Origin of the sequence: Collinsella sp. LCP19S3_A6 (genome assembly GCF_052122015.1) — a bacterium.
Taxonomy (GTDB): Bacteria; Actinomycetota; Coriobacteriia; order Coriobacteriales; family Coriobacteriaceae; genus Collinsella.
In genome coordinates, this window is sequence record NZ_JBQKDD010000006.1 from 57,771 (window position 1) to 71,317 (window position 13,547).

Below are 13,547 nucleotides of genomic sequence, written 5' to 3' on the forward strand. Positions count from 1 at the left end.
CGGGCGCTTTTTGGTGCCGCGATGCGGTCCCGGTGCCGGCGGGCTGTTTGGTGTCTCGCTGGTCCTCGGCTTTGCCTGCGGGATCGCTCGACTACCAAACAGCCCGCCGGCACCGGGACCACTTCGTCCAAAAATCACCCGTAGAGGGCGCATTTATCTGAACAACTCAATCCCGTGTCTTGCGGCGCTCGCTGGCGTTGCCAAAACATCGGCTGCTACATGCCTTGGGCGCTAGTGACCGTCGCCCTTACATCTGTAACGAGTTGCTTACGCATCTCCAGGGCTCGCCGTACTATCATGAATCAGATTGAAGAGAGATGATGATGGGGAGCGCCTTTTTATGATTGAGCTGCTCAGGCGTTTTGGTGGTAAGTTTCGCCGGTATATGGTGATTGGCCCTGCGTGTAAGTTGATCGAAGTGATTTTTGACCTACTTACGCCGCTCGTGATTGCCCAGATGATCGATAAGGGTATTGGCGCACGCGATGTCAACGCCGTCGTCCACTACGGTATGGTGCTCGCCGCCATGGCTGTGATCGGCATCTCGTTTACGCTCGTCTGCCAAAAGATGGCGGCGCTCACCTCGCAGGGCATGGGCACCGACATTCGCGGCGCACTCTACCAGCACATCAATAAGCTGAGCTATGCCGAGCTCGACCGCTTTGGCACGCCGTCGCTCATCACGCGCATCACCAACGACGTCAACCAGGTGCAGCTTGCCGTGGCGCTGGGCGTGCGCATGCTCATCCGCTGGCCCTTTTTGGCGGTGGGCTCCATGTGCGCGGCCCTTGCCATCGACCTTAAGCTCGGTGTGATTTTCTTGATCTGCACGCCTGCCATCGGCTTGGTGTTTTGGTTTGTCATGGCGCGCTGCATTCCGTACTACAAGCAGCTGCAGGCAAAGCTCGACCGCATCGCGCTTGTCTGCCGCGAGGGGCTTTCGGGTGCCCGCGTGGTCCGCGCGTTTGTGCGCGAAGACCACGAGCGCGAGCGTTTTGCCCTAGCCGCCGATGAGCAGGCGCATGTTGCCATCGCGGTGGGCAAGCTCTCATCAATCCTTAACCCCGTCACGTTTTTGATGATGAACCTGGGCGTGTGCGCCATCCTGTGGGTGGGCGGCATCCAGGTCAACGTGGGTGAGCTTACGCAGGGCCAGGTCATGGCGTTCGTCAACTACATGACGCAGACGCTCACCTCCATCGTGTACGTCGCCAACCTGGTCGTGGTCTTTACCAAGGCGAGCGCCAGCGCGTCGCGCATCAACGAGGTGCTCAATTGTGAGCCGAGCATCACCGACGAGGGCAATCAGCCGGTCGCGCTGCCCAAGCCGAGCGAACTGGCGGGTGGCGCTGTTCCGGTTCCCGCACTGAGCTTTGACCATGCGAGCTTTTCGTTTGGCGCCGGCGCTGCCAACGCCGTCAACGATGTGACCCTGGAACTGCCGCTGGGCAAAACGCTCGGCATTATCGGTGGCACGGGTAGCGGAAAGTCCACACTCGTCTCGCTTATCCCACGCCTGTACGATGCGAGCACCGGCAGCGTGAGCGTGATGGGCGCCGACGTGCGCACCTGGCCGCTCGACCAGCTGCGCCGTGTGGTTGCGACCGTTCCGCAACGTGCATCGCTGGTGAGCGGCACTATCCGCAGCAACTTGACCTGGCGCGACGAGGCGGCAACCGACGAGGAGCTTTGGGCGGCGCTCGATATGGCGCAGGCCAGCGAGTTTGTGCGCAACAAGCCGCAGGGGCTCGACGCCCCGGTCGAGGCGGGCGGCAAGAACTTTAGCGGTGGCCAGCGCCAGCGCCTGACCATCGCACGTGCCCTGGTGGGCTCTCCGCAGATCCTGATCATGGATGACTCCGCCTCGGCGCTCGACTTTAAGACCGATGCGACGCTTCGCCACGCCATCCGCGAGCGCAGCATGCGCGGTGCCGCCGAGGGCGGGCTGCCGCTGACGACCATCATCGTGAGCCAGCGCGTCTCGACCGTGCGCGACGTCGACGTGATTTGCGTACTCGACCACGGCTCGGTCGCGGGCCTGGGCACGCACGATGAGCTGTATGCAAGCTGCCAGCTCTACCGAGAGATTTGCCAGTCGCAGCTTCGCCGCGAGGAGCTCGAGGGTCAGCAGAGGAGTACGGCGCCCACGCCCGCTCCAAGCCCCGCGCCCGTCCCAGGCGCCCCGACCGCCCCCGCATCCGTCTGCGCAAAGGAGGGCTGCTAAATGAATCCCTACACATCCTCCGGTTCGGTCGCCACGATGACGGCCAACGTGTCCGGCAACGATAACCTCAACGACCTGGGCGACGGTCCGCGCCAGCCCGGCGATCCCGAGCGCTATCCCGTGGGCGCGGTAACTCGCCGCCTGCTGGGCTATGTTCGTCCGCACCGCATTTCGTTTGTAGCGTCGTTTGTGAGTGCCGCCGCTTCGGTGATCTTGCAGCTCTACACGCCCATCCTCGTCGGCGAGGGCATCGACCTGATTGTCGCCGCCGGGCAGGTGGACTTCGATGCGCTGCTGCCGCTCGTTACCAGACTCGCGCTCGTCGTGGTGGGGGCCGCGGCCTTTCAGTGGCTGCAGGGCTACTGCGTAAACCGCCTGTCCTACGAGACGGTGCGCGACATGCGCGTGGAGGCGAGCGACAAGCTCAGCCGCATGCCGCTCAGCTTTATCGACAGCCACGCCCACGGCGACCTCATGAGCCGCGTGGTTAACGATGTCGATCAGGTGGGCGATGGCCTGCTGCAGGGCTTTACCCAGCTTTTCACCGGCGTTATCACCATCGTGGGCACGCTCGCGTTTATGCTTTCCATCAACCTGACCATGACGCTCGTGGTGGTGCTCGTCACGCCGCTTTCCATTTTTGCAGCCGGCGCCATCGCCAGGCTTTCCAACAAGAGCTTTACGGCACAGCAGCGCATTCAAGGGCAGCTCGGTGGTCATATCGAGGAGTATGTGGGCGAGCAAAAGCTGGTTGATGCATTTGCCTACGGCCCGAACGCCCAAGCGCGCTTTGACGCGCTCAACGCCGAGCTCTATACGGCAGGTGAGCGTGCACAGTTTATGGGTTCGCTCTCCAACCCCGGCACGCGCTTTATCAATAACATCATCTATGCCGTGGTCGCTGTGATCGGCTGCGTGGGCGTGATCACGGGCGTGCCGGCGGCGCTTACGGTGGGCGGCGTGCAGATTTTCCTGTCCTATGCTAACCAGTACACCAAGCCGTTCAACGAGGTCACCAACGTTATTACGCAGATCCAGGCGGCGTATGCCTCGGCGCGCCGCATGTTTGCGCTGCTCGATGCGCGCGAGCAGGAGCCCGACGCGTCGGACGCTGTAGAGCTTGCCGCACCGCAGGGCGAGGTCGCCTTTGAGCATGTGGACTTTAGCTACGTGTCCGACCGCAAGCTGCTGCAGGATATCTGCATCGAGGCCAAGCCCGGCATGCGCTTTGCCCTGGTCGGCCCTACGGGCTGTGGCAAGACAACGCTCATCAATTTGCTGCTGCGTTTTTATGATATCGATGCCGGCCGCATTGCGGTCGATGGCCGTTCCTCGCGTGAATACACGCGCGCAAGCTTGCGCCGTGCCTTTGGCATGGTGTTGCAGGATACGTGGCTGTTCGAGGGCACGGTGGCAGATAACATCGCCTACGGCTGTCCCGATGCCACGCGCGAGCAGGTTATCGAAGCTGCCAAGCGCGCGCATGCGCACAAGTTTATCGTGCAGCTGCCGCAGGGCTACGACACGGTGATTGGCGAGGACGGCGGCACGTTTAGCCAGGGTCAAAAACAGCTGCTGTGCATCGCGCGCGTCATGCTCACCGACCCGGCGATCTTGCTGCTGGACGAGGCGACCTCGAGCATCGATACCCGCACCGAGCTGCAGGTGCAGGCGGCATTCGACGAGCTCATGGCCGGTCGCACAAGCTTTGTGGTGGCGCACCGCCTGAGCACCATTCGCAACGCCGACTGCATTCTGGTGATGCGCGACGGCGAGATTATCGAGCGCGGCACACACGACGAGCTGCTGGCGGCAGACGGCTTCTATGCCGATCTTTACCGCAGCCAGTTTGCCCAGTAGGGGCCACCGATTAGCGGCAGGTGGTTTACATCTGTCACGTTGGTATTAAGATATTCATCTAATAAATTGCATTAGTGGCTTTAGTTTTGGGGGAAACGAGGCAGCGTGACTATGACGTGCTCTTTGGTGGTTAACAGCAAGAGCGGCAATACCAGGATGGTTTCGGGTGCGATCAAGCGCGCTCTGCAGGCTGCGGGTGTTGAGTTTGTCCATGCCGCGGCGTTGAGCGACGATGCGGATGCAGATCAGGTTGCGCTCGAGGCGCAGGGCGCCTGCGCGGCCGACACGGTGCTCGTCGGTTTTTGGTGTGACAAGGGCGCGTGCACGCCTTCGGTCGCGGCGTTGCTCTCCACCTTGCACGGCAAGCGCGTCTTCCTGTTTGGCACCTGCGGTTTTGGCGCCGACCAGAGCTATTATCAGCAGATTATCGATCGCGTGACCTCCAATTTGGCCAATGATGCCGAGCTTGTAGGCTGGGCGATGTGCCAGGGCAAGATGGGCCCTGCGGTCAAGCAGCGCTACGAGGCCATGCTCGAGCAAGATCCCGACAACGCCCGCGCTAAGATGCTACTCGACAACTGGGTTGCCGCGAAGGACCATCCGACCAAGGAAGATCTGGACAACATAGCGGCAGCCGCCAAGAAGGCCGTGCTGGGCGAGTAGGTCTATCGCCGTCGTGCGTGCGAAATAATACAGAAGCGTAAGCCTCGAAATTCTCGAGGCTTTTTTCTTGACACTCGCGGACGCAACCGTGGCAAGCGTTTGGGATGACATTTTCCATCACCCCGATGACGAGCCCGTCCTGGACGACACGCTCGCATGCGTTCGCTGGATGTATTGAGCGTGGGACGGGCTTTCCAGATGGGCGGGGTTTCGGAAAGTGCGTCCCGGAATCGGCGCGCAGACTGGGATACACTTTCCGCTTTACGCCCTGTCCGGAAACTGTGTCCCGGAATTAAGGCTTGGAACGGGATGTACTTTCCGGTTGAGAGCCTTAGCGGAAAGTGCGACCCGGAATTTACTCTTGAAGTGGGATGCGCTTTCCCAACAGGCCCTCAAGCGGAAACTGCGTCCCATTCCGAAGGCAGATTCCGGGATACGCTTTCCGGATACAAAGAAGGCCACGTAACGTGGCCTTCATCTTATATATGTTGCAGATGCCCCCATGACAAGCCGCGCTTCAACACCGAGGCGTCTGCCCGGCGACGCGGAATGTAAGGTTCATCGCGGGTTCCGCACGAGCCGGAGAGCACTTAATGTGCTCTCCGTGCGAGCAGGACTGTCCGAGCAGGGAACCTTACGTTCCGCGCCGCCGGGCAGACGAACCAGGTAAGATGCGCCGCTACTTGATCTTGGTCGTACCCGGTGCCAGATTGGGGTCGGTCTCGTTGGCCTCGGTCTGGAGGTGCTCGGTGTACACGTTCTTGCCGTCGCGGAACATCTCGTAGTACTGCATCTTGGCGTAATCCTCGCGCGCCTTGGTGGCCGCTGCGGCGACGGCGTCTTCGCCGGTGACGTTGGAGGAGAGCGCCCAGCGCAGGCTAGCGTCCTCGTAGCCCACCGAGTTGATGGCGGGCAGCGACTTGCGCAGCGTCATGTGCGCTTTCTGGTAGTCGGTCAGTGGTGCGCCGATCAGCTGCATCAGCTGGGTGGACAGGTAGTTGGTGGACAGGTCGTCGACCTCGCTCGTCTGGTCGCAGCCGGCAACGTCGTAGTTTGCCCAGATGATGTAGTCGGTCTGCCAAAGGCGCTCCTGATGCGTAGCGTCGTCCTCGCCGGTAAACCACTTATCGTTGAACTTGGACGGGAAGAACGGCTGATGGTCGCCCCAGAACACCACGACCACCTTGCGGTCGAGATTGCGCAGGGCATTGAGGAAGTAGCGCAGCGCCTGGTCGGACTGCTCGATGCACGAGACGTACTCGTCGACATCGGAGAGTGTGCCGTCCTCGATGGTCTTGGCGTCCAGATCGGTCGTGTCGATGTTCAGGTGCATCTGCTTATCTGCCGGCAGCAGGCCCGTATCGTAGCCCGAGTGGTTCTGCATGGTCACGTCAAAGATGAACTGCGGGTCGGCGTTCTGGTTGAGCAGCTCAAGGATTTTGTCGTAGGTTGCCTGGTCGGTCACCATGCCGCGCAAGGTGTCGGCTCCCTGGAAGTCGTTGATAGACAGGAACTGGTCAAAGCCAAAGTCCTTGTAGACGTTCTCACGGTTCCAGTTGGTTGCGTGGTTGGGGTGCATGGCCGTTGTGGAATATCCGAGCGACTTGAACTGCTCTGCCAGGTTTCCGGTCGTTTCCATGTTGTAGATGGTGTAGGGGTACACGCCCGAGCCCAGGTTGGCCATGGAGTTGCCGGTCATAAACTCAAACTCGGTATTGGCGGTGCCGCCGCCGTAGGCACTCACGTAGAGCTTGCCGCGGCTGAGGCAGTCGGACAGGTTCTTAAAGTACTGCGGGCCCTCGTAGCCGGCGTGCATCTCCTGATAGATCGAAAGATCCGAGAAGGTCTCGTTCATAATGGCGATGACCGTGGGCTTCTCGCTATCGAACTGCTCTTGGGCGGCGGTACGGGCGTCGCTTGTGGCGGCATCGGACTTGTCATAGGCCTTGGCATACTTTTTGAGCGTTGCCTTGGCGTCGTCGGCGGAGTAGTTGGCGGGTTTGGGCGGCTTGATGGACTGTGCCGCACTAATAAAGGCAGGCAGATAACCCTCGCGCCAGTAGCTCTCGAGCGGGCGCCAGGTGTAGACGGTGATGCCGAGGGTGTTGTAGTAGTCGATAAGCGTGACATGCGCGGTCACGCCGCCCAGGCACAGCACCGCCACGAGCAGGTTGGTGAGCAGCATGCGCTTGGCGTTGGCGGCGCCCTTCTGACGGTGCGGTGCTACCAGGCCGGCGTACTCGCATAGCAGCATGGCGATGGCGGTAAAGCCCATGGACAGCACGCAGAACAGCGAGATCGAGTAGGTGTAGCCGTTGCCGGCGACCGCGGCGGCGGTGGAGATGGCCGAAAGGTCGCCCGGCTGGATGGGCATGGATTTAAACGTGATGACGAAGAACTCGGCAATGCCCAGGATAAAGAGGGCGAAGGCCAGGGCGGCGGGAGCTGCGCCGCGGCGCTGGAACAGGAAGAACAGGCCGACCATGAGCGTGGTGATGATGGCCCACTCGAGCAGTATGCACAGGGGGTAGACCCAGGTAAAGTCGTGGTTGGACGAGACCTCCATGCCCAGCAGCGCAAAGACGCCGGCGAGCAGCAGGCACAGCACGGCGGCGACGAGCGGTTTGCCCACAAAGGCGCCGCGCAGACGGGCGAGCTTGCCGGTGGGGGCGGGGGCGTCGGGCGCGGCGAACGCAAAGACGCGCGGGGCGATGCGGTCGCGTGCGATGCTGGCCCAGGCGCAGCCGGTGAGGATGGCGTTGGTCAGGATGAGCATCACAAAGGCGAGCGGCTCGTTTTGGGCGACGAGGCCCATGGCACCCCAAATGGTCAAAAAGACCTGGAACAGACCGAAGGCGACGCTCCAGGCAAGAGCGCCCTTGGCAACGGTGCCCGACTGCGCGCGAATGGCTTTGGCCTCGCGCAAGACAAGGAAGACGGTCGCCGCAAGACCGACGAGCGAGATGGCGGCTGCGAACATGCTGAGACTCCTCACAAACTTAAAACTACGAAAGCGGGGGTTTACCCGATTGTTACCTAAATATGCACTGCATTTGCGGGCTGCGCACAACAACCAGCCATATTAGCGCGCATGTGTGGCGGTGTGGCGCAATGTAGTGGCGACCTGCGCGATAATGGACGGGAATTACACGGAAACGTAAAGGCTTCTTAAAGAAATGGCGAGGATGAGGCGATGAACGAGCAGGTTTGTATGACGAGTGCGGGCGACGTGGGCGCTGGCATGGGCGCGGGCGGCTATCCGGTCGAGACCACGGGCAACGCGGTGCTGGACATTTTGGAGCACCGTTCGTCCACGCGCGCTTTTGCGCGCGATGACAACGACCGTCCCGTAGCAGTGACCGACGAGCAGCGGGCGGCGATTCTGCATGCGGCGAGCCGCGCGCCGTCGGCAGGCGCCATGATGATGTATTCCATCGTGAGTGTCCGCGAGCAGACAACGCTCGATCGCCTGGCCGACCTGTGCGACCACCAGCCCATGATCGCCAAGGCGCCCTGGGCACTTATATTTGTGGTCGACTATGCCAAGTGGATCGATCTGTTTGAGCACGTGGGTTGCTTTGAGCCCGAGTTTGTCGAGCGCACGGGCAAGGCGCCCCGCCGCGCGCCGGGTTTAGGCGACTTTGCCATCGCGGCGCAGGATGCCGTGATCGCTGCCCAAAACGCCGTGGTCGCCGCCGAGGCCCTGGGGCTGGGGAGCTGCTATATCGGCGATGTCGTCGAGAACGCCGAGGAAGTTGCTGCGCTGCTGGACTTGCCGCCCTATACCATGCCGCTGTCGATGCTCATCATCGGCACGCCCCGCAAGGAGCGCCCGGCGATTGCGCATCCCGTGGTGAACCTGGTGCACGAGGAGCGCTATCGCCGCGCCGATGCCGCGACCATGGATGCGCAGGTTGCCGAGATGGACATGATGTTCCGTCCGCATGCCCGCGAGGTGGGGGAGCGCGTCGTGGATATCTACACCCGCAAGCACACGAGCCCCTTTATGGCCGAGATGAGCCGATCCATGGAGTGGTGGTTCAAAAACTGGCTCGGAAAATGACGAATGTGACAAAGGGACAGTCCCTTTGTCACATTCCATATCGCCGCGGTGGCCTAAAGGCCGTATAAATGTTTATCTAGCTGGGAAAACAGTGCATTAAAACATGGGGTGATTATCTATAATCCCCTCGAACGTTAAAGTTGGGAGGAAACCGGCTTATGGAACAAAAGGCCAAGGAGGCAGCCTCGCACGCTGCGATTCCTGTGAGCATCTCGGCGATGCTCGTCACGCTGGGCGTGGTGTATGGCGATATCGGCACCAGCCCCATGTATGTAACCAAGGCGCTCGTTGCCGGCAACGGCGGCATCGGAAGCGTCACGGAGGAGTTCGTGCTCGGCGCGCTCTCGCTCGTCGTATGGACGGTCACGCTGCTGACGACCGTCAAGTACGTGCTCATCTCGCTGCGCGCCGACAACCATGGCGAGGGTGGCATCTTTGCTCTATACAGCCTGGTTAAGCGCTGCGGCAAATGGCTCATCATCCCCGCCATGCTGGGCGGCGCGGCGCTGCTCGCCGATGGCATCCTCACGCCTGCCGTTACCGTGACTACGGCTATCGAAGGCCTGCGCACCATTCCGGCAGTCCATGCCGTGCTGGGCGACGATCAGGCCCGCGTCGTGGCCATCACGCTTGCCATCATCATTGCGCTCTTCTTGGTGCAGCGCATCGGCACGGCCAAGATCGGCCACGCCTTTGGCCCCATCATGACGCTGTGGTTCCTGTTCCTGGGCGGCACGGGTCTGTTCTTTGTCTTCCAGCACCCCGCCGTGCTGCTGTGCCTCAACCCGGTGCGCGGCATCGCCTTTTTGTTGAGCCCCAACAACCATGCGGGCATCATGATTCTGGGCAGCTGCTTCCTCGCCACCACCGGCGCCGAGGCGCTTTATTCCGACATGGGCCACGTGGGCCGCGGCAACATCTACGCAACCTGGCCGTTCGTTAAGTGCTGCTTGCTGCTGTCCTACATGGGCCAGGGCGCGTGGCTTATCAACAACGCCGGCAACCCGGAGCTCATGGGTATCGCCGACCTCAACCCCTTCTACCAGATGCTCACCCCGGGCCTGCGTCCCTTTGCCGTCGGCCTTTCCACCGTCGCGGCCATCATTGCCTCGCAGGCGCTCATCACCGGCGCTTTCTCGTTGGTGTCCGAGGCCAGCCGCCTGGACCTCATGCCGCACATGCAGGTCTTCTATCCTGCCGAGACCAAGGGCCAGCTCTATATTCCCATGGTCAACAACGTCATGCTTGTGGGCTGCGTCATCGTGGTGCTGCTGTTCCAGAGCTCGGCGCACATGGAGGCCGCCTACGGCTTGGCGATCACCCTGACCATGATGTGCACGACGCTGCTGCTCTTCTTCTACCTGCATGTTGATCGCGGCCTTAAGGTCGTCCCGTATATCTTCGTTGCGTTCTTCCTTTTGCTCGAGGGCTTCTTCTTTGTGAGTTCGCTCACCAAATTTTTCCACGGTGGCTATTTCACTATTCTTATGGCCATGCTCATCATGGGCGTTATGCTGTGCTGGTACAACGGCACGGCGGTCGAGCGGCGTCAGTTTACGCTGCTGCCGCTGCGCAGCTATCTGCCGCAGCTCAAGCGCCTGCGCGACGACGATCGCTATGAGCTTATGAGCGACAACATCGTGTACCTGACCAAGGACACCAATACCGACTACATCGACCGCGATATCGTCTACTCGATTCTGGACAAGCATCCCAAGCGCGCCCGCGCCTGGTGGTTCGTGAACGTCGAGACCATGGACGAACCGCATACCTTTGCCTATTCGGTCGAGACGTTTGGCACCGACTATGTTTTCCGCGTGCATCTGTACCTGGGCTACAAGGTTAACCAGCGCGTGAACGCCTACCTGCGCCAGGTTGTTCAGGATCTGGCCGCCACTGGCGAGCTGCCGCCGCAGATGCATGACTACTCGGTCTACAAGGATCCGGGCAACATCGGTACGTTTAAGTTCGTCATGATCCGCAAGCTCCTGGCGCCCGAGAGTGACGTGGAGCCGAGCGAGCGCACGGCCATCACGCTCAAGTACATCATCCGCCGCTTTGCCGGTACGCCGGCGCGCTGGTATGGCCTGGAGAACTCCAACGTGAGCTTTGAGTATGTGCCGCTGTTCACCAAGTTCAAGGCTGTGAACAAGATGCAGCGCCTGGCCCCCAACGAGCGCCCGTAGTCGCCGACAAGTTGCATGGAGTTGGCCTTCGATGGACAGGAGTGTGCGCCCTGCTCGCGCACGTGCTGTTTGTCTAACGACCGCAGACTGCAAAGGCTATACACTTGGAACCACCACAAGGGAAACCACCACAAAGGTGCTGTCCCCTCTGTGGTGGTTTTTGTTTTTAAGAGAGGGGCGGGGTGCCGATGGATGTCCGTGCGGACGGCGATATTGCCGATAACTTTTGGTGGCGGCGCACAACGCTGACACGTCGCAGCCCTCTGTATGACGCCTGCGTATCGGCGGGGCTGCTGGTCGCGGCGACGATTGTGGGTGCGCTTCTCGACCATCCTGGTCTCGCGCCGAGCATCATGATCGTCTATGTGTTCGCCGTGCAGCTGTGCGCATTCTTTACCTGGAGCCGTCTGTATTGCTTGCTGAGCTCGGCTGCCGCCGTAGCGCTCTACAACTTCTTGTTTGTCGACCCGCGCTGCTCGCTATCGTTTATCGACCGCGTCTATCCCGGCATGTTCTTCATCATGTTTGTGGTCTCGCTTGTGTCGAGCTCGATTGCGTTGGCCCTGCGCCGCGCCTTGGCACAGGCTGCCGCCAGCGACCGTCGCACGCATATGGTGCTCGAGACCAACCGCATGCTGCAGCGGTGTTCCGATCAGCAGCAGATTGTGCATGCCATGGCAACGCAGCTGGCGCGTCTTTCGGGCTGTCCGGTCGTGTGGTACAGCGCCGACGCCGACGATGATGACTTGCTGCCGCGTGCGACGTACACGGCCGTGGGTGACGCCTCGCCGGTGCACCAGCTGACGCCCCAGATGCCGCCGCGGCTCTCGGCGTCCGCCTATGTGGGAACGCCGCTCGATGCCACCTATGGCGGCTCGGCGTTTTATGGCGTCTACCTGACGGTTTGCGCAGGCGACAGCTTCGTGCGCTCGGGCGACCCCGCCTCGGTGGTGGGCGTGCTGGCTATCGTTGCCGAGCCCGACGTGCTGACGCACGAGGAACGGACACTTGCCGACGCCATCGTGAGCGAAGGCGAGCTGGCACTCGATCGCGCCCGCGCCATGGAGGCCCGCGAGGAGGCGGCGGTGCTCGCCAAAAACGAACAGCTGCGCGCCAATCTGCTGCGCTCTATCTCGCACGATCTGCGCACACCGCTTACCAGCATTTCGGGCAATGCCGACGTGCTACTCGACCAGGGTTCGACCGGCACGGCCGTGCTCGATAGCCAGACGCGCCGCGGCATGCTCCTTTCCATTCGTGCGGATGCGCAATGGCTCAACGCCACCGTCGAGAATTTGCTCGCCATCACAAAGCTCGAGGGCGGCGGCATGCATCTGTCGACCACGCTCGAGCTCATGGACGATATCGTCGAGGAGGCGCTGCGCCACGTGAATCCGGCTGTACGCGAGCACGATCTTAAGGTGGTGCCGTGCGACGAGCCGGCGCTCGTCAACGTCGATGCGCGCCTGATGGTGCAGCTGGTGGTGAACCTGGTGAACAACGCTATTGCCTATACGCCGTCGGGCTCGCATATCGTGATCTCGATTATGGCGAACGATGGACAGGTGGCATGTTCCGTCGCCGATGACGGTCCCGGTATTGCGCCCGAGGAGCAGGGCCGGATCTTTGAATCGTTCTACACTGTCAACCATGGCTTGGCTGATAGCCATCGCAGCGTGGGCTTGGGACTTTCGCTCTGCCGATCCATTATGTTGGCGCATGGCGGTAGCATAGAGGTTGCCGCGGCGGACCCGCACGGCTCGGTCTTTACGATTGGGCTTCCCGCCGCCGACGTTTCGTTTGATAAGGAGTAACGCTGTGTCGAACTCTGCCATGAAACCGCTCATCTTGGTCGTTGAGGACGACCCCGCCGTCCGCAACCTTATCGTTGCCGCGCTCGAGGCGCACGGCTTGCGCCATATGGCCGTGGAGACCGCCCATGCCGCCATCGCCGCCGCCTCATCGCAGGCACCGAGTATTGTGCTGCTCGATCTGGGCCTGCCCGATATGGACGGCGTCAAGGTGGTGGAGTCGGTGCGCGCATGGTCGGGCATGCCGATCATTGTGGTCTCGGCGCGCAGCGAGGATGCGGACAAGATTCGCGCACTCGATGCCGGTGCCGACGACTACCTGACCAAGCCGTTTTCGGTCGAGGAGCTGCTCGCGCGCATTCGCACGACGCTCAGGCGCCTTTCGTATGCGCAAACGGGCGGCGTTGCCTCCGAGGGCTCGTTCGATACCGGTGAGCTGCATATCGATTTTGATGCCGGCATCGCCACGATGGATGGCGAGGAGCTGCATCTGACGCCGATCGAGTACAAGCTCTTGTGCCTGCTGGCGCACAACGCCGACAAGGTGCTGACGCACCAGTTTATCCTGCACGAGATTTGGGGCACGGCAACTAAGAGCGACCTGGCGAGCCTTCGTGTCTTTATGGGCACGTTGCGTAAGAAGATCGAGTCCGATCCGGCGCATCCGCGCTATATCCAGACGCACGTGGGTATCGGCTATCGCCTGGTCACCCAAGGCTAGATCGCCAACCACCATCCCA

The 13,547-nt window shown here is 61.4% G+C and carries 8 protein-coding genes; 7 read left to right on the forward strand and 1 reads right to left on the reverse strand.

Annotation, left to right across the window (positions count from 1 at the left end; genetic code table 11):
- Nucleotides 1-340 precede the first annotated feature (340 nt).
- The 3 genes from ACTQVX_RS05365 (at nt 341) to bilS (ending at nt 4,747) form a co-directional block, all read left to right on the forward strand.
- Nucleotides 341-2,224 (forward strand): ABC transporter ATP-binding protein, encoded by a 1,884-nt coding sequence (locus tag ACTQVX_RS05365; RefSeq protein ID WP_441559362.1) that lies wholly within the window; start codon nt 341-343, stop codon nt 2,222-2,224.
- Entirely contained in the window at nt 2,225-4,084 is a 1,860-nt protein-coding gene (locus ACTQVX_RS05370) for an ABC transporter ATP-binding protein (protein WP_441540796.1), read from the forward strand. It begins immediately after the preceding gene.
- A gap of 111 nt (nt 4,085-4,195) precedes the next feature.
- Nucleotides 4,196-4,747, forward strand: coding sequence for a flavodoxin family protein BilS (bilS, locus tag ACTQVX_RS05375; RefSeq protein WP_441540797.1), 552 nt, complete (start codon nt 4,196-4,198; stop codon nt 4,745-4,747).
- A gap of 679 nt (nt 4,748-5,426) precedes the next feature.
- Here bilS and ACTQVX_RS05380 read toward each other — a convergent pair.
- Entirely contained in the window at nt 5,427-7,727 is a 2,301-nt protein-coding gene (locus ACTQVX_RS05380) for an LTA synthase family protein (protein ID WP_441560507.1), read from the reverse strand.
- Nucleotides 7,728-7,940: 213 nt separating this feature from the next.
- On the opposite strand from ACTQVX_RS05380, the gene ACTQVX_RS05385 reads away from it, so the two are divergent.
- The 4 genes from ACTQVX_RS05385 to ACTQVX_RS05400 all read left to right on the forward strand — a co-directional run bounded on the left by ACTQVX_RS05385 (nt 7,941) and on the right by ACTQVX_RS05400 (nt 13,528).
- Nucleotides 7,941-8,810: a nitroreductase family protein gene (locus tag ACTQVX_RS05385; RefSeq protein WP_441540799.1), complete on the forward strand. Its 870-nt coding sequence runs from the start codon at nt 7,941-7,943 to the stop codon at nt 8,808-8,810.
- A gap of 158 nt (nt 8,811-8,968) precedes the next feature.
- On the forward strand, nt 8,969-10,996 hold the full coding sequence (locus ACTQVX_RS05390) for a KUP/HAK/KT family potassium transporter (RefSeq protein WP_441540800.1): 2,028 nt from the start codon (nt 8,969-8,971) through the stop codon (nt 10,994-10,996).
- 188 nt (nt 10,997-11,184) lie between these two features.
- Entirely contained in the window at nt 11,185-12,810 is a 1,626-nt protein-coding gene (locus tag ACTQVX_RS05395) for a sensor histidine kinase (RefSeq protein ID WP_441560508.1), read from the forward strand.
- Between the two features lie 4 nt (nt 12,811-12,814).
- Entirely contained in the window at nt 12,815-13,528 is a 714-nt protein-coding gene (locus tag ACTQVX_RS05400; protein WP_370450656.1) for a response regulator, read from the forward strand.
- Nucleotides 13,529-13,547: the final 19 nt, after the last annotated feature.